Source organism: Corynebacterium sp. H113 (genome assembly GCF_037572315.1).
In the GTDB taxonomy this organism is placed as follows: domain Bacteria; phylum Actinomycetota; class Actinomycetes; order Mycobacteriales; family Mycobacteriaceae; genus Corynebacterium.
Genome location: NZ_JBBHKZ010000002.1, coordinates 202,106 through 220,522, shown reverse-complemented (window position 1 = coordinate 220,522; position 18,417 = coordinate 202,106). Strand labels below are relative to the sequence as shown.

The window sequence follows — 18,417 nt, the reverse complement described above, 5'->3', positions numbered from 1 at the left end:
AAAGTAACTAAGCGTCGCGAGTGCTGACCACCAGCGCAGTGGCTGGGCGAATCGCATCGATGATGAGCGACGCGGAGGTCGGCGCGTAACCAAACTCGGTACGTGCCGACAATTCAGTGGCCTGTGCATGAATCACTGTGGACATCGCCACGTTCCACACACCAGCACGTGCTGCCCAGGCACCAATAATGCCACTGAGCACATCCCCGGAGCCTGGAGTTGCTGCCCATGAGGTACTCGTATCGATAATTCGAGCCAGCCCCAACACGTCGTGCCCCATGTTCTCGATATGCGCCCGAATCCGATCCCGCGTGACCTTTTCCAGGTCTGCCTCATCCACCGCAACATCGGAATCTGTACCCGCATCCAGTTCGAAAACTTCCGCTGCTGCTCGGGCACGCTCTTCGGCGACCGCATTGCGGTAGTCGGCTAGCCCCATGACCGACCGACGTCCCTTCAACAGCACCATGCAGCGAAGAGCAACACACATGTGTTCCACTGCCCCCAACGGATCTCCATGTGCATCCGGGAAATGCGCAGCTTCGTCTCCCATGCCTTCCACCAAGCGTTCAAACTCGCCCAGATGCGGTGTCAATACCGTTTCGGCACCTCGTACCGCACGTTCAGCCAACAGGTCGCGCAACGACGCGTGACGTGCCAGCAGAGTCACTGCATCCGCATCGACCACCATCGGTTCATCACGCTCCAACAGGATGCGCAATTCCTCCGCAGCTTCATCGTCGGTGCCTCGTCCTGGGCCGACAACCCAAGCATCAACGCGAACGTCGTCGGAAAGCTCCGAGTGAGCAATCACTTCAGGGACAGCTTGAACTACTTGTGCCGCGCACGAACCCACATAGCGAACCATCGAACTCGTCGACCGCACTGCAGCCTTCGTTGCCAAAATTGCGGCACCTGGATATTTGTCGCTGCCAGCGCAAATGCCGACGACCCCTCCCGAGTACTTGCTATCGTCAGCGCCAGGTTCAAGCTCGGCGAAAAAGGCCGGCCCCTGTAGTGGCCGAGGTGGCTGACCGTGTGCGGAAAAGACTTCCGCCGAATCGTCGCTAAACGGAGCCCACTCGAAAACTGGCGCCCCAGACTTAGGAATTGTGTCCGACACAGCACGTGTGAACTGCACCATCCAGTCGCCGTTTTCCAGCGCATCGCGATGCGACAAATTCCGCAGCTCGTCTGCCAACGACATCCGATCCGGAGTCAACGCACTACTCGGTAGCGCGATATCCGCCACCACGACCTCGCCACAATGCACCGACAATGCATGCGCACGACGCAAACCACCAAACGTCACCGTGACAGTCGCTGTCACATGTCCAGGCAAATCCGCATCTTCTTCCGAACTCAGCGCATCATCCATCTCCAGCGTTGCGACGGGCCCAGGAAACACCTGGCCCGTATCGGGATCAATGCCCGACGGAATATCAACCGCAAGCACTGGGATTCGCACAGCGTTCGCCTCGCGGATGAGCCATGCAGCTGGCTCCCGTAAAGCACCAACAGCGCCGAGGCCAACGATGCCGTCGACGATCAAACGGTAGCTCTCCCCCATACGCCACAGAAGTGATGACAATGGTTCGTCGAGTAGGTTGCCACCCGAGCGGCGAAACTCGGCGAGGGCGCTTTCCCACGGAGCGTCGCCAAGCACATAGGCATCGACACCAAATCCCGCCCGGGACAGTTCAGCCCCCGCATACAACGCGTCACCAGAATTGCCACCGCTACCCGCAAGAATGAGTACCCGACGTCCTGTGAGCAACTCTGGCACAGGAACAGGCTCCGCCAACATCACCCGAGCTGCCTCGGCGACTGCGTGCGCTGCACGCTTCATGAGCTCATCCGGTTCAATCTGCGCGTCCAACAACGGCTGCTCTGCACGACGAATCTGATTCACGCTGTATACGGCGGTCATGCGCCCAATCGTAGCGATAAAAAACGAGGCCGAGGCAGGTTTGCTGCTTCGACCTCTGTTGGTGTGAGTTTCCGACTACTCGACGGTCACAGACTTAGCCAAGTTTCGTGGCTTATCGATGTCCTCATTGCCACACTGACGAGCAATTTCTGCAGCAAGGAACTGCAGCGGAATTGTGGACAATAGTGGCTGCAGAAGCGTCGACGTCTCCGGAATGCGAATCAAGTAGTTCGAGTATGGAACCACTGCTTCATCGCCTTCTTCAGCGATAACGATGGTCTTCGCACCACGGGCACGAATTTCCTGGATGTTGGACACAATCTTCGAGTGCAAGACTGCACGTCCCTTTGGAGACGGCACGACGACGACCACTGGGAGGTCATCTTCAATGAGAGCAATTGGACCGTGCTTCAACTCACCAGCTGGGAAACCTTCGGCGTGGATGTACGCCAATTCCTTCAGCTTCAGTGCACCTTCCATAGCTACTGGGTAGCCGACGTGGCGACCAAGGAACAGCATCGTTGGGATAGCACCAATGTCCTTCGCCATATCGAGGTACTCGTCACCACGGCCGACTACTTCTTCGATGAGACCTGGGATGGTCTCCAACTCGCGGTATTCACGCGTGACTTCATCTGGGTACTTGGTGCCACGAGCCTGCGCCAAAGCCAGTCCAACAATGTAGTTCGCAGCAACCTGCGCCAGGAACGACTTGGTCGCAGCAACGCCGATTTCAGGTCCGGCGTGAGTGTAGAGCACAGCATCAGATTCGCGAGGAATCTGCGCACCATTGGTGTTACACACCGCTAGTACACGAGCTCCCTGCGACTTCGCATGTCGGACAGCTTCCAAGGTGTCTGCAGTTTCGCCAGACTGGGAAATCGCAACCACCAGGGTTTGGCGATCCAACACTGGGTCCCGGTAGCGGAACTCCGAGGCAACTTCGATCTCCACAGGGATTCGAACCCAGTGTTCAATCGCATACTTAGCCAGCAAACCGGAATGGTATGCAGTACCACAAGCGACGACGAAGACCTTTTCGATATCCCGCAGATCCTGGTCAGTGAGGCGTTGCTCATCCAAGACGATGCGACCGTCGACAAGGTGTCCTGCCAAAGTGTCACGAACAGCAGCAGCTTGCTCGTGAATTTCCTTCATCATGAACGAGTCGTACCCGCCCTTTTCGGCGGCAGCGAGATCCCAATCGATAGTGAATGGGCGACCCTGCTGCTCCGAACCGTCGAAGCCGAGAACACGGTAGCCGTCAGCAGTAATGATGACGACATTGTCCTGCCCCAGCTCGACAGCCTCACGGGTGTGCGCGATGAACGCAGCAACGTCCGAGCCAAGGAACATTTCATTCTCGCCCACACCGATGATCAGAGGCGTCGAACGACGAGCAGCAATGATGGTGTCTGGGTGATCAGCGTGCGTAAACAGCACAGTGAACGCACCTTCGAGGCGGTTCAGCACTGCCAGCGCAGAGCGCTCAAAATCCCCTTCGGTATCTCCACCGTCATCACCATTCATTGCACGAGCAAGCAGGTGGCAGGCAACCTCGGAGTCGGTCTCCGAGCTCAATTCAATGCCAGCTTCTTCGAGCTCAGCGCGCAGAGGAGCGAAGTTTTCAATGATTCCGTTATGAACGATGGCAACTTTTCCGTCGAAAGAGAGATGCGGGTGCGCATTCTCGTCTACTGGGCGTCCATGTGTTGCCCAACGGGTGTGGCCAATACCTGTGGAGCCAGCGAAGTTGTCGCGACCGGTCTCTTCTAGTTGGGCTTCCAAGTTTGCGAGCTTGCCAGCCTTCTTTTCGACACTAATCTCGCCGTGCCCGTCGAGAATGGCAACACCTGCGGAGTCGTATCCGCGGTATTCCATTCGTCGCAAAGCGTCAACAGCGATGTCGAGTGCTGGGCGATTGCCCACATATCCAACGATTCCACACATGGGAAAAACAATAGCGGTCGAGTGAGTCTCGTGAAATATCCGAAGACTAGTTTCACAATTTTTTTAGACGTTTCGACACGATCAGGGGCAACAACGTTATCCTTTAGGCGTGGCTGAGAATCTGAAAAAACTGGTGTCCAACTTGTCTAAGCGCGGTCCCCACCGAGTCATGGTGGGAGACCTGACGTTTGCCGGCTTGCCCGGCAAAATCTATGCCCCTGCGGAGGGTAAGGGCGTTCCCGGCATTGCTTTTGCGCATGACTGGCGTTCGCCGATCAAGGATTATCACGCAACGTTGCGTCATTTTGCCTCGTGGGGCATCGCAGTTGCTGCTCCGGACACGGAAAATGGCATGACTCCCAATCACCGTGGCCTGGCAAATGACTTGGAGTCATGCTTGCAAATCCTCGCTGGCGTGAAACTCGGCGAAGGTCAAGTGATTGTCAACCCATCCAAGCTTGGTGTGGCAGGCCACGGCATGGGCGCTGGCTGCGCAGTTCTGGCAGCTGCTGCTCGTGATGCGGTGAAGGGCGTTGGCTGTATTTTCCCAGCGGACACTGCTCCGTCCGCAGAGGATGCAGCTACGAACGTGTCTGCGCCCGGCCTGATTCTCGCACCTGGCGAAGATCAGTGGTTGAACCGTGGCAACCCATACCGTCTTGCGCTGAACTGGACAGGTGATGTCGTGTTCCATGAAGTTAAGGACGGCACCCAGGCTGGCTTCTCCGAAACCCCTCTTGTTCAGCGGGCGCTTGGTTTTTCCAAGGCGGAAAGCAAGCAGCAGGAACTGGTTCGCGCAGCGTTGACTGGCTTCCTCCTGTACACCGTCGGAGACGAGAAGAAGTACAAAGAGTTCGCTGATCCGGAAGCCTCGATCAAGGGCCTGATCAACCGGGATGAGAACTACCTGCGTAAGCAGTTGCCTGAGAACAAGTCTCTGTTTTCTTAGTGTGACGCCTCGATAGCCTCCGGGAGATTTTTCTCAGCTTCTCCATGGAGACCAGTCGCACTCCCTATCGGCTCTGCGACACTATCGATTGCACCCGCGCTTTCACGCGCGGGTCTTCTTGTATTCGGTGCCCCAAGCGATGCGCGGCCGACACGCCTCCCCCATCATCGACGCCTCGTGTGACATGAAACCCTGTGCGCAATAACTCACCTTGTGGGGCAACCCCACCTGTCCGCTCTGCCCCCGCTACTCGCAGCGATTTGTGCTCATTCTTCACAGCTACGAGCTTTTGTAGGCGCTCCTTGGCCTCACACAACGACTTCTCCCAACGCTGCTGCTGGCATTCTGCTTCTCGACGATAATCCGCCACCAACGCATCATATTTCCAACGTACGTGGTCACGCTGCGTGTGCGTCACTTCCACCCTCCTGCGCTGGGTACGTGAATCGCCGGTTTGGCTGGCTCGGCCGGAGTTGAAGACTGAGTGGCGGCTGGTACCGATGCAACCGGTTCTGCCACTGCCGACTCCGCAATAGGTGGCTCCACAACAGAAGGCGGCTGCGTCGGAGGCTGTGGTGGAGACTCCGGAGCCGGTGGTGCCACGGATTCTTCTGGCACAGACCAGTCAATAAGTGGCTCTTGCTCCACTATGGACTCCTCGTTCACAGTGGCCTCTACCTCTGGCGCCGGCTCACTCACCGATTCTTGTTCGACTGCCGATTCGACATCTTCAGCTGCACACCTCAGTGCATCTGCAATGCACACATCTCGAGCTTCCAGCACCCCGCTCATGCACTCTAGGAGTACCTCCGTCAGATCTGAGACAATTAAGGTCGCTTCTGGGCCCACCACTGGGTCCGCGCACAACTCGGCGTTGTCCCCTACTGCAGCTTCGGCGGCGAAGAGCATGTCCTCAGTAGCTAGCGCCGCTGCATTGGCTACTTCACCGGCACATTGACCAGATGCTTCGACAGACCAGGCAGCATGCTCTGCCATGGCCACGACTTGCTGACACTCTCCTTCTGCAGCAAGCACAGCACTGTCCATTGCCTCAATGCCATCGCCATACGATTCTTCTACAACCGACGCCGATTCCGCATGCTCGGTGGCACAAGCCTGAAGCACGCAATCCGCCACATTCTGAAACTCTGCCCACGCACAACCATCAATGCGCGCTTGATACTGCTCCAACTCGGAACAATCAATCGTTCGCTCCCCCGCCAACATCAGACCACACCACCGATGTTTTCGAACACGCTTTGCGACGACAACTCGTGTTCTTCGAACTCGACACATTGATGCCGTACTTTCGCGTACACATGGTCGCGATGATCGAAGCGCCCCGCACACTGTTCATACAACGAAAGCAATGCCTCAGACAATCGGCGTGCTTCGTCGCAGAAGCCAGTCCCCGCACTATCCACTGGCAAGGATGGAAGCCCACGCCACGCATGTGCGCTTCCCCCATCCTCTTCGGACACCACATGCCCTAACCGTGCGAGCTCTCCTTCATCAAGATGAATCTTCGTCACGCTACCCCCTAGAAATTCCTACCCTCATAAAGCACTGACGTGCCTCAAATCCAGTCGGTTCCATCGAGAACAAATGGGGGTACCTAGGAAGTGGAATTCTCACTCTACGAACTACATACCACCTGGGGTAATCGCCGCCAGTGTTCGGAATTAAAATCACACACTCGCTACCCCAATTCCTATTTCAATTGCCTAATAGGCTTTATTTAGGATATGAAAAAGGAATGCCAAGACCAATAGATTCTCATACGAAATATGTTCCAGCCTTAGACGGACTGCGCGCTATCGCCGTTGTAGCGGTAGTGCTATATCACCTCAATGTGAGCTGGACACCTGGTGGGTTGCTAGGTGTCGCAATGTTCTTCACCTTGTCCGGCTACCTCATCACTTCAAACCTGATGAGAGCGAAGTATCAAAAAGATTCATGGGGACTACATAGGTTTTGGCTACGACGATTCCGAAGACTATTACCTGCTGTCGTCCTCACAGTACTGACAGTCTTGATGCTCTCGGCGCTGATTCAGCCGGCTTCGTTAGCTGACCGCTGGCCCGAGTCGCTAAGTTCGCTGCTTTACATCAACAACTGGTTTGTCATCGCCACCGGCAATTCATACTTTGACCAGTTCGCCGGAGCTGGCCCTCTTGACCACATGTGGTCACTGTCCATTGAGGAGCAGTTCTACCTCATCTGGCCCCTCGTCTTGCTGCTCATTTATGTTGTCGCGCGTGGCCATCGTCGCGTTATCATCGCATCGACTGTCGCCCTCGCGTTGGGATCGTTTGCTCTCATGTGGTTCCTCGCCAGCACCGGCACCGACTCCACCCGCATTTATGAAGGTACGGACACCCGCGCCGGCGGACTCCTCATCGGCGCTGCCCTAGCGATCGCCCTGGTCAAGCGAAATGGCAACGTGTCTGTGTCTTTGCCTATTGCGCAAGCCAGCGGTGGCATCGGCGTACTGGGCACGATTGCCCTCATCGGAGCGCTTCCCGACGACTCGCCATTCCTGTACCGTGGCGGGCTCCTTCTGCTAAGTATGTTGGCTGCGATGGCGATCGTCGGCACGCTCCACCCAGAATCGTGGACCAGCAAAGTCCTTGGCACGACACCATTTCGCTGGATCGGAGAACGGTCGTACGGCATCTACCTGTGGCACATGCCTGTGGTTGTATTCCTTCCAGAACAGCTTGGTTCAACGTGGGTCCACCATGCGACGGTCATGGGAGTTTCGATAGTGCTTGCAGCCCTGTCGTGGACTCTCATTGAAGATCCAATCCGCAAGAACGGATTCTTCCAGCCCGCGCTGCATTGGTTCCGTCGTGTTCGTGCAGTGAAGTTCGAAGGTCTACCTCATCCGGGCATTCCTCGACCGGTTCTTTCTGGTGCGATGGTGGTGTTGGTTGCTGTAGCAACAATCGGCATTCCAGCTACGGTTCTTGGCTACGGCAAACAAGTCAACCTGGCTTCTGGTTCTCAACAGACGATGGAGATTGATTCACGCCCCGATGTCGGCGAGGTAGTTGCGACCGGACCTGCCCGCACACGCTGCACGACTGTTGTGCACGTTGGTGATTCCACCTCAATCGGTATGTTTGAGGACCTGCAACTGCCAGATCCAAGTGACAATGCGGCGATTAGGTATCGCGAAGTTGGTGCAAACGACGTCGTAACGTCTGTCTTTGGTGCTCGCGCTACCGCGGAAGGCTGGCAGGACTATCCAAGCGCCGTGGCATCAGTGCAGCAGCTTATGGCTGAGGGGCAGCCCGACGGCACGTGTTGGGTCATTGCGACGGGTGTCAATGATGCAGCAAATGAAGCAGTTGGTCACGCATACCCGCACGACCAGCGAATTCAAGCGATGCTCGACGAACTCGAGGGTGAGAGTATTCTGTGGGCAACTGCAACGACTGGGCGTGATTACGGACCATGGGATATCGCGAACATGAAGCTGTTCAATGATGCTCTCAAGAAGAAGCAAAAGAAAAATGCGAATTTGCACATCTTTGACTGGGCAACGGATGCAAAAGCGGAGTGGTTCCTCGATGGCGACCTTGTTCATTACAACGCCACAGGAAACGCAGAACGATCGGCTCGGTTCGCCGATGCGCTTGCCCAGGCCTTTCCTGCCAAAGGTAAAGGGCCAAAGAACCGGATTGTGACGACTAAAGAACGAGACACCGAGACATCAGCCGACACGGTTAGTACCTCGACGGACGCAGGCGACACGACCGACACCGACACTGCGACGGCTTCGACAACTGGCACCAATAGCGAGAATTCTGGCGTCTATTGAGCCAACAGGTCTTTGGCAGACTCCAAATCAAAACAGCTTCCAGCCACGCCTCTTCTTACGTGGCTGGTTTTCTATTTGGGGTGGCTGACCATACGGCTGTGGAGTTTGCATCGGTTGCTGTATGGGTTGTGGGGCCTGTTGAGGCGGAACTGAATCACCCCACGAACCGTACGGGTTGCTGGGTCGCTGTACAGGAGGCTGAGCTGGTTGCATTGGTCGAGACGGCTGCATTGGCTGCTGGCCACCCATCCCCTGGCTACCCGCACCGCCATAAAAATCGTAGGCTCGCATCAAGGCAACGAGCGCCGCATCTTCCGCAGCTGTCAGCGTGGACATTGACTGCATCTGCGCTTCAGTCTTCTTTTGCATAGCCGTGGCATGAATTTCCCTACCTGATGCATATGCATGTAGCCCAAGCTTCTCAGGGACGGTCGTGCCCTCGACCATCAGCCGAAGTTCGGCAGTCGCCTGCGCATATGGGTCTGCTTCCAACATCGCTTTCAGATGCTCAAACAAACTCACATCCATCATCCGCGGATCAGTTCGCAGGGTCGATGCGATAGACCGAATACGCTCGCGTTCCGGGTACACATACGCGAGTTGATCAATTTCGCGGAGGATTCTGCTTGCCCGATGAATCGTCGCAAAGCTGCCCAACGCACCAGCAAGGAGTTGGCGTAGCTGCGGAATCCCGGACTTTTCGACGAGCCATTCATTCAACGCCGCCGCTCCGCCACGTGCGACGTCGCGACCATGGAGGAATCCATATTCGCCTACGAGGGAAAGCAGACGGCGACGATTGTTGGCGCCATCTTGATCTTCATTGCCCGAGGCGGGAGCATCCAGGTACTGGATCAGATCGAAAGGATGCATGTGCGCAACCCCTGCAATCTGACGGGCATCATCTTCGGTCAGTGCGCCAGTGTGGGACGTTTCTGCGAGCAAGCCAGCGATCGGAATGACCGTCATAACCGTGTCTTGTAGCGCGGTTGCCAGCTTTTTTGAGTGTTCCGCAGCGTGCTCGATTGGATCCTTGTCACCGAGCGCGCCTTCGCCGAACCCGTCCGCGCGGGACAACACGCCGAGCGTATTGAAAGGCGTGAAGCGCAGCTTTTTCAGGAAATCAATCTCATCCGCGCGGGGCGTTGAATCGAAGAGGAATACGGCAGCGTCTGCATCGACCGAGGCCACTCGCGTCTGTTCGTAACCATCGATCAAAACTCGTCGGGTGCGCGATTCGTTTTCCGATGTCAACGTGGCAAGACCCGGGGTATCCACCAACGAATAATCCGCAATTGCAGCCGACGGGAACCACCGCTGCAAATAGCTAATCTCTGTAGCTGGCACTGGCAGCTCAGACACCGTCCCACGGCGCGTTTCAACTTCACGACGACTGCCATCAACCAACACTGCTTCCGCACGCGCCGGCGCACCATTTTGGTACACCGCTACCACGTTCGTGGCTTCAAGCGCTGCGGTTTCGGCAACAGGGACACCAATCAGCGCATTCACCAAGGTGGATTTGCCTGCCTTCAAGCGCCCCACAATGACGATCCGCGGAGGCGAATCGATAATGCCCTGGATACGCTGCGCTTCCCTCGCCAACTGTGGACTGACACTGGCAAGGACGGAAATCGCATCTTGAAGTGCTGCGTAAATGTGTGTTTGTTGGGTGCGATCCATCATTATTGCGCCACTCCCTGGATTGTCGCCTGTGGCGCTTCCTGCGTCGCAGCCTGCGGTATTGCGACGGATTCCGTCAGTTCACCAATAGTCTTTTCAGCGGCAGCGATGTACTTCGCGACAACCTTGACGTTGCCTTCCAGAACCTTTCGCTTCTTCTCTCTTGTCGCCTTGTCAGTGCGGACGGTTTCTTCTGCTTCCCGGATCCGCTTCTTCGTCTGTTCGATATTCTCTTTCAATTCAGACCGGTAGCGAATCACAATTTCTGGCCGCGCCGTCGCCATGCCAGACTCGATGAGGCGAGACGTCATCAACCGGGCCGTATTCTGCGTTTCACGCAACCACGTCAAAAGGTTAGTCTTGCCCGCACGAATGGCCTTAAAGCCCAAGTTGAAGCCAACCCACGCAACACCCACTGCGGCGCCCAATCCGATAAACGTCGTCGCCGCGATGATGCCACCAAAAGTCGAAGCTCCGGAGAAACCCATCATGAGGGTCATCGGGTCGATGAGACCTTGGCTTTTCGACGCGACTTTGCGGGTCTCCATACCTTGGCCACCGAATGAGGCCAGAACCGCTTCACGAATGTCATTTCGGGTGACTTCAGAATCAAACCGCTGCGCGATGATCTCCCGATCGAGTTGTTCGAGGAACATATCGATGGTCTCTGCAATAGCGACGTGGAAGTCTTTCTCCATTTCAGCGGTGAAATACTGCGGGTTCTTACGCAGCACTGACATGCCGTGCTTATTGATTTTCTCTGTCCACTTATCGCGAATGTCATCGAGCCTGCGGTCTAGCGAGCTCAATGCGTTCTGACGGATCATGGTTAGATCCCGCTGCAAATGCAGTTCCCACTGTTCCTGCTGTTTCCGCAGCACTTGAAGCTGCTCGAGCTGCTCGTTGAGCTCAGGGAGAACTTTGCTACCTTCGTTGAGCACTGTCAGCCGGGCAACCAGTTTCTCGTCCAGCTGGCGCATACCGTCAGTTGCCGTGCGTAGCCCATTCGCGAGTGGCAAGTTGTCAGCGAGGGCGAACTTGTCATCGATAAGGCGGCGCAGCTGGGTTATCCCCGAAAACGCCTCTAGCTGCTCACGCTGTGGCCCAGGTGGCATTCCGGCCGCCTTTACCGCTAGCAAGCTTGAAACGCCGACGACCGAAATATCGCGACCAATATGCTCACGCAATAGTCGCTTATTCTCTTCGACGATCGGCTGCCAACGCATGAGGTTCTTATCGGTCTTGGTCACTGCCACAATGAGTGCTTCAACGGCACCGCCAGTGTCCTTGATGAACTGCATCTCTGGAGCCGTCAACGGTGTCGTGGCATCGCAGACCACAACCAGCACACACGCCTGGCTGGCCGTCGCTTTCGCAAGCGTGGCGTATTCCGGCTCCAAACCTCCAACGCCAGGGGTATCGATAACCGCGATGTCCCCCATTAAGTTATTGCGTACCGGGACCATTGCGCGGGTAGGCATCTGTTCTGTTCGAGCATCGTTGCCATGTTTACCGTCACATGACACCCAGTCTTCCAATTCTGTGTGCGGGATAGTTTCGGCATGCTCGGCGAACATCAACTGAGCGCTGCCACCCGCAAGTTCGGGGGTCTCCTGCCCCACAGAGATGCTCGTGGCCGTGGTGACATCGATTCCCACTGGCGAAGCATTCGCTTGCCCCACCAGCGCATTGACTAGGGAGCTTTTGCCACGCTTAATCTCGCCCACCACAACAACAGAACGAAGCTGACTGCCCGACGATGCTCGTCGTAACGCAAGGTCACACACGTCATTCATATGAAATGGCTTCAGAATCTTCGTGGTGATGGCTTGCAACAATTGTGCGCCAGCATCGTGCGGGCTACGCGTATCGACGGCCGCCTGGGTGGAATTCGCCGAGTCATTCACGGTAACCCTCCTGAAACTGTTCGTTCACGAAATTGTTAGGAACTTTTAGTTAAACGATACTAAGGTATGGCTATTGAATTACTAAGTTGCCAAACCGGTCGATTCTGTCCGCGGGGAACTTTTTGGGCAGTCACTGCATCCAACAGTAGACGGCACTGAATACTCAGTTCGACTCGAACAGTCACTATTTACAAAATAAGGAGTTTCTCCGATGAAGACGATGCGCGCAACGGCTGCCTTAGCGACCGTGTGTTCCCTCACTTTGCTCGCGGGCTGCGACCTTCCAGGTGGCGCAAACCTCTTTGGCAATAACAAGGACAAGGAAACCGAAACGTCCACTCCAGCTGCCCAGAAGCCAAGCGAGCAGAAAAAGGAATTCGACACCGGCGATTGGCCTACCGAACCGGCGAAGCCATTCGGAAAGACCTCCGACGAGACAATCATTGAATATGAAACAGCTCGTTTGCTGGAACACGTTGTTCTACCATTCGAAGTTGATCCGAAGGTATCGGATGTCAATCCAATGCCTAATCCTTTGTTCAGCGCTGGCGCTCTAAATGCAGTTATCGACGAACAATCTGCGGAGCTGGCAGAGAACAATAATTTCCTCTACGGCTCCCGCATTTCTGCAAGCATTCCGAAAGCACAGGCTACGGATGGCGAAAAGACAATTAACACGCACGTCCTGCGTTTCTTGTCTCCGGAAGATGCACAGAAGTTCGCTGAACAAGTTCATCAGCACTTGACTACAACTGGTGTCACGTTCCTGCCGGATGATCCATTGGATCCATCCACCCCAATCACCATTCCAGAGCTCGCCAATTCCTTCGCATCGACACACGAAATGTCACTCTTGGACGATGGCAGTGACACCACTGAGTCCATCAACGTGTTTGTTCCGCACGACGAGTACGTTCTGTACTTCTGGGCCGACGCTCCGGCCGGCAACACCGAGTGGCTGACCACCATGGCAACGGAAGCCGTGAATCAGCAGAAGCCACGAATTGATCAGTTCCAGGCTGTGAAGACTGTCGACGGCGTCGGCGAGATTGAAGGTCCATTCGAGCTGGACAAGGAAAAGCTCCGCATTTACGCGCTGCCAAGCAAGCGTGAAGAAGGCAAGCACAGCTTCGCCGGCGTCTTCGGTCCGCGCGGAGTTGCAGCAAACTCGTACGGTGCACAGGAAACCCTCACTTTGCTCAACGATGCCGGAGCAACTCACACTGCTGTGGATGAAAGCTCAGTGACCCGCGCGTCCAATGAATTCGCCGCACAGCAACTCTGGTCCGGCCACATCTCGCACATGTTGAACATGGGCTGGGAAGTTTACGACGAACCACAGGGTGTCCCAGACACCAAGTGCGTCACAAAGCAGACGACGTTGGGCCAGCGAAATAACTGCTTCATTCTGAAGGATAACTACGTCGGCGAGACGTACGGCGAAGACCAGAAGGAACTCACGAAGGCTACTGCAGCGCAATACATGATTCTGCAGAAGGCAGAGTCCGGCAAGAAGTAGCGTTACCTCGACGCGCGGAGGCCTTGTTCGGTGCCTTATCCTGAACAAGGCTGACCTGGCTTTACGCACCTCATTTGTATTTTTGACCAAGCAAGGAAGATCACCTCACTATGCGGGATTGGACACTGGGCATTGACTTCGGCACGTCAAATACGGCCGCGGCTCACACAGGCCCTATTAAGGACTCGATTGAAACCATCAATTTGAGTCACAACCGCACGACCATGTCGTCATCGGTCTACGTTGAATCACCTGACCAGATCGATGTTGGTGACGTTGCTATCAACAAGGCGGAAGAGAATCCTGCTGGCTTTGTTCCGGCCCCGAAGCGAGTCATCGCGCAGCAGATGATCAACGTCAACGGCTACGACCTCCCTGCGTCCGTCCCTGTTGCCGCTGTTTTGCAGTCCGTCTTGGCACGCGCGAAGAAGGAGCATGGCAACGTTGATCCTTCCGAGTTGGTTTTGACGCACCCGGAGGCATGGTCCCCACAAGAGATCCAGGTGCTTCTCGACGCAGCGTCAAAGCTTGGTCTTGACCCATCAAAGATCCAAACTGTGTCAGAGCCCCGCGCTGCTGCACACTATTACTCCAAGGCTCGCGCTCTTGCTCCCGGATCGAAAATCGCTGTCTTCGACTTCGGTGGTGGCACCCTCGATGTCGCTGTCCTCGAGGCAAACGACCAAGATACTTTCGACGTCGTCGCTGCCCGCGGTGATAACACCTTGGGTGGAAAGAATTTCGATGCGCTGATCCGACGCTGGATTGATCAGCAGTTGAACGAACGCAATCCGGAATTACTCCGCTACATGCGCATTCAGGCTCCGCTGTACGAAAAGCACGCTCTCGAAGACAGCATCCGACGTGCAAAAGAGCTGCTGTCAGAAGCTGCATCGGCGACCATTAGCGTCACCGGTGGCGGAATGACTGAGCGATTCCAGCTCACTCGCGACGAGTTCGAGGAACTGATCCAGCCAGGTCTGGATAAGGCGTTGCAGCTCACTCGCGCAACCTTGGCCGATGCCCGCATCAATGGCCCAGAGGATCTGGAGGCTCTGTACCTGACTGGCGGTTCCTCTCGAATTCCGCTGGTACATGAGAGCTTGAAGGCCCTTGGTCCCGTCGCAACGCTCGATGATCCGAAGACCGTCGTCGCACAGGGCGCGCTATCTGCGGCTGCTCCAATTGTTCGTGGTCTCGGCGCGCAGCAGCATGCTCAGCAGTCGACAAACGAGGGTTGGGGCACGTCTTCGTACGGAAATAGCCCATACTCCGCTGGTAGCTTCAACAATGACCCCGCCCCTACCACTCCGGACACCACCCGCCCCGGATTTAGCGTGCCGACGTCGTCGTCAAGCGAATCCGCCACGAAGAAGGGTGGCTCGAAGCTGCCACTCATCGCGGGAGCGGTCGTTGGTGTCATTGTGCTGTTTGCAGGCGTCGCCTACGCAATGGGTGCGTTTGGCGGTGACGATACGCCTGCAGGCAATGAGGGCGGTGAGGACACCACCACGGCTGCACCAACATCAGAAGCTCCAAAGGTTGATGATCTGAAGACGGTTGACGGCGTTCTGGCGGCAGTTCCGGAAGAACTATCATCGAAGCTCAAGGACTGCGAGATCACAGGTCAGACCCAAGGTGGAAACCTGCAGCTGCGTTGCAATGTCAAGCAGGAGGCAGGTTCTGCTGGCTTGTTTGATAGTGAGTATGCAAGCGTCATGATTTCCGTCGATGATGTCGAGGCAGGCACCGAGTTCCTGCGCATCAAGGAAAACTGGCACAACGATTCGTTGTCCCCGAACAACGAGATTCGAGTCAGCCCAGACGGCACCGCGTCTGCGCACCTGAGCGGACCGAGCTCGATCGGCGAACGCTACACCATGTACTACGCCAACTCCACCACTGGCGTCATGGTGAATACCTACGATCTCAAGGGGCTTGATGACGGAGAGACATTCCTGAGGGAAGCGGGATTGTTCTAGCCGTACCCCACGCAAAGGGAGGGACAGCCTGTGGCTGTCCCTCCCCTTGTTGCTTTGTACGTCAATTAGTTAGCTGCGTACATGCGCTTGTGATCGTCCACGCCAGTCCAGCTGAATGGACCGGTGCCCTTGGCAAGGCCCTCACCAATATTGGAGTAGTTGCCCAAGTTTTCAGGAGCACGCTTCTGGATCTCCAAGTACTGAGCGTCTTCCAGAACAATGCGGTCATCCAAAACCTTGGCGTTCTCCTCAGCGCGAAGCTGGGACTCGTAGCCTTCCACCACAGTGCCGGTCAGGAACTCTGCCACACAACCAGATCCGTAAGAACCGATGGCGACTCGCTTGCCAGCCAAACCAGCCTCAGTGTCCAGCAGACTCAGCAGACCCATGTACGACGATGCCGTGTAACTATTGCCAATACGGCGGTTGTACACAGTCGATGGGTGCAACTGCTCGGTCACGCGCTCGTCGGAAAGCTCGATGCCCAGGCGCTCCGCAATCATGCGATGCGCCTTGTACGCCATCTTGGTAAATGGCTGGTGGTAGCAGAAACGATCAATCTCAGCGAAGTTCGTGCCGCCACGGCTGATGTAGTCCTGGTACGCGCCCTCGACTGCGTCAATGTAAGCGCTGATAGACAACTTGCCCTCGACCAGTGCCTGGTCGCGGTAGTTTGGACGCCAGAAATCCATTACGTCCTTGGTGAATACACCCGATGCAACATCCAAAGCCAAAATCTTTGGATTAGCGGTCACCAACATGGCGACTGCGCCTGCGCCCTGGGTTGGCTCTGCAGCAGAATTTAAGTCATAGCGAGCGATATCAGCTGCAACGACCAGAACTTTCTCTTCTGGGTTGCGCGCAACCAAGGCCGAAGCGAACTGCAAAGCGGCGGTTGCGGAGTAGCAAGCCTGCTTCATTTCGACGGTACGCACAGTCGCTGGCAAGCCGATCAGTTCGTGCACATACACACCTGCCGACTTGGACTGGTCGATGCTCGTCTCGGTAGCAAACATCAAGGTACGAATTCCCTCGACACCGGCACGATCGACAATCTTCTTCGCAGCTGCAGCCGCCATAGTGACTGGGTCTTCATCCGCAGCCACAACGCTCATCTGTTCCTGGCCAAGGCCCTTGTGGTACTTCGCTGGCTCTGCGCCAAGTCGAGGCGCAATTTCTGCCAAATCGATGCGGTAGGAACCAGTCGCGAATGCGATGTCGTCGATTCCGACAGGGGTTCCTGCATGAAGATCAGTCATGTTGAAAATCCAAGCTCGATTCTAGGGGTGGGCTCTAGGAGATAAATCCGTATTTCTAATGGACAATACGCCTAGGGGCAATAATGGTGAAAAGCCATACCCTGTTAGGTTAATTTTTGTTGTACTCGTTGTGCCAAACTTTGCAAAATTCGGACCACGAAACTTCGACAATAGCGCTTTCGCCTGTGAAGCAGCTAAGTGCCAGATTCGGTATTAGCTGAGCCCATGCCAAGTGTCTACATGGCTCAGTAACGTAGCGCCTCTTCCGTTTGCGTTAACTTTTGTTACTTGGCAGCACGCTCAATGCTGACGTGAGTTTCCATCAGCTCGCCTGGATTCGTCTGAGCTGCAAGAAGTGATAGCTCGCCACACCAAACGATGGCAGCACAGCATGCAGCAAGTCGACGAGCATTCTCGCCCGGCTCACGATCTTCCTTGCAACCAAGCTGCCGCAGGTTTTCCTCTACGAAATCGAGGCCCTTACCATTGCCAACAGAACCGACGATGAGGTTAGGGAGAGTACAAGTGAAACGCACGGATCCGTCGTCAAGTGCTTCGACCTGCGTGACACCCTGAGATCCCTCCACGATGTTCGCAGCATCCTGGCCTGTGGCGAGGTAGAAACCAAGAAGCATGTTTGCGTAGTGAGCATTGGCCGAACGAAGCGAACCCGCCATGATCGAGCCGATTAGATTCTTGCGCTCGTTGAGGGTTGCCAACTCCTTGGCAGTGGTGCGAAGACGTTCACGGACGACAGGCTCCGGAATTACTGCCTCAGCGATGATGTACTTGCCACGACCAAGAATGCCGTTGACTGCCGACGTCTTCTTATCAGTGCAGAAGTTGCCAGAAATGGAGCCGTAGCCGAGCTCTGGCATTTCCTTCATCAGATAGGTCATCAACCGCTCGGAAGCGAGGGTGGCCATGTTATGTCCAGAAGCATCGCCAGACAGGTAGTCGAAGCGAATAATCAGGATGCGACCTGCGATCTGTGAATGCACGTCAATGAGCTTGGCGAAACGGCTCGACGATTCCACGACCTGCTTCATCTCATCCATACGGCCAAGAATCTGGTCACGAGCGACAACCGCATCCGCTGCGGTTGCGAGCTCGAAGATCACGGAACGCGTCATCTTTTCGCTAACAAAGGTGCAGGTGATACCAGTATCGATCATGCGCGACACCTTGGCACCACGACCGCACGAAGGCCACAGTGGCGTCTCGTACGTCGCCAGTGGAATCTTCACCTCGTCGTTCATGACGTTGCCACTGATCTTCACTGGCCCGATCCAGCTCAGTGGAATGTGGGCGTATTCCTGTGGGTGCTTGGTGTTCTCAGTCATAATGTCGCTCACTTTGTCGTTCGTTAAATGTCGTTCGTTAAATGTTATTCGTGGAATGTCGTTAGTTTC

General features: G+C 55.7%; 12 protein-coding genes. 4 read left to right on the top strand and 8 right to left on the bottom strand.

Features of this window, described 5'->3' with window-relative positions:
* Positions 1-7 precede the first annotated feature (7 nt).
* Positions 8-1,930 (bottom strand): NAD(P)H-hydrate dehydratase, encoded by a 1,923-nt coding sequence (locus tag WG938_RS02255; protein WP_339977112.1) that lies wholly within the window; start codon positions 1,928-1,930, stop codon positions 8-10.
* 75 nt (positions 1,931-2,005) lie between these two features.
* On the bottom strand, positions 2,006-3,880 hold the full coding sequence (glmS, locus tag WG938_RS02250) for a glutamine--fructose-6-phosphate transaminase (isomerizing) (protein WP_339977110.1): 1,875 nt from the start codon (positions 3,878-3,880) through the stop codon (positions 2,006-2,008).
* A gap of 109 nt (positions 3,881-3,989) precedes the next feature.
* On the opposite strand from glmS, the gene WG938_RS02245 reads away from it, so the two are divergent.
* Entirely contained in the window at positions 3,990-4,829 is an 840-nt protein-coding gene (locus WG938_RS02245) for a dienelactone hydrolase family protein (RefSeq protein WP_339977108.1), read from the top strand.
* A gap of 414 nt (positions 4,830-5,243) precedes the next feature.
* On the opposite strand, the gene WG938_RS02240 is transcribed toward WG938_RS02245, so the two are convergent.
* Both WG938_RS02240 and WG938_RS02235 read right to left on the bottom strand, forming a co-directional pair.
* On the bottom strand, positions 5,244-6,056 hold the full coding sequence (locus WG938_RS02240; RefSeq protein WP_339977106.1) for a hypothetical protein: 813 nt from the start codon (positions 6,054-6,056) through the stop codon (positions 5,244-5,246).
* On the bottom strand, positions 6,056-6,361 hold the full coding sequence (locus WG938_RS02235; RefSeq protein ID WP_339977104.1) for a hypothetical protein: 306 nt from the start codon (positions 6,359-6,361) through the stop codon (positions 6,056-6,058). Before WG938_RS02235 ends, WG938_RS02240 begins: the two co-directional genes overlap by 1 nt.
* A gap of 224 nt (positions 6,362-6,585) precedes the next feature.
* Between WG938_RS02235 and WG938_RS02230 the strand changes: the two genes are divergently transcribed.
* Positions 6,586-8,655 carry an acyltransferase family protein gene (locus tag WG938_RS02230; RefSeq protein ID WP_339977102.1) on the top strand — a complete coding sequence of 690 codons (2,070 nt, stop codon included), beginning with the start codon at positions 6,586-6,588 and terminating at the stop codon, positions 8,653-8,655.
* A 27-nt stretch (positions 8,656-8,682) separates the two neighbouring features.
* Here the strand turns inward: WG938_RS02230 and WG938_RS02225 are convergent, their stop codons facing one another.
* The gene (locus WG938_RS02225; RefSeq protein WP_339977100.1) at positions 8,683-10,341 is read right to left on the bottom strand and encodes a GTPase; all 1,659 of its coding nucleotides are present in this window, start codon (positions 10,339-10,341) and stop codon (positions 8,683-8,685) included.
* Complete coding sequence (locus WG938_RS02220; RefSeq protein WP_339977098.1) at positions 10,341-12,245, bottom strand: dynamin family protein; 1,905 nt, start codon at positions 12,243-12,245, stop codon at positions 10,341-10,343. Before WG938_RS02220 ends, WG938_RS02225 begins: the two co-directional genes overlap by 1 nt.
* A gap of 211 nt (positions 12,246-12,456) precedes the next feature.
* On the opposite strand from WG938_RS02220, the gene WG938_RS02215 reads away from it, so the two are divergent.
* Positions 12,457-13,764 (top strand): DUF7373 family lipoprotein, encoded by a 1,308-nt coding sequence (locus tag WG938_RS02215; RefSeq protein WP_339977096.1) that lies wholly within the window; start codon positions 12,457-12,459, stop codon positions 13,762-13,764.
* Positions 13,765-13,874: 110 nt separating this feature from the next.
* The gene (locus WG938_RS02210; RefSeq protein ID WP_339977094.1) at positions 13,875-15,746 is read left to right on the top strand and encodes an Hsp70 family protein; all 1,872 of its coding nucleotides are present in this window, start codon (positions 13,875-13,877) and stop codon (positions 15,744-15,746) included.
* 65 nt (positions 15,747-15,811) lie between these two features.
* Here the strand turns inward: WG938_RS02210 and WG938_RS02205 are convergent, their stop codons facing one another.
* Both WG938_RS02205 and WG938_RS02200 read right to left on the bottom strand, forming a co-directional pair.
* Entirely contained in the window at positions 15,812-17,005 is a 1,194-nt protein-coding gene (locus WG938_RS02205) for a hydroxymethylglutaryl-CoA synthase (protein ID WP_339977092.1), read from the bottom strand.
* Between the two features lie 284 nt (positions 17,006-17,289).
* Positions 17,290-18,396, bottom strand: coding sequence for a hydroxymethylglutaryl-CoA reductase (locus tag WG938_RS02200; RefSeq protein ID WP_339978738.1), 1,107 nt, complete (start codon positions 18,394-18,396; stop codon positions 17,290-17,292).
* Positions 18,397-18,417 lie beyond the last annotated feature (21 nt).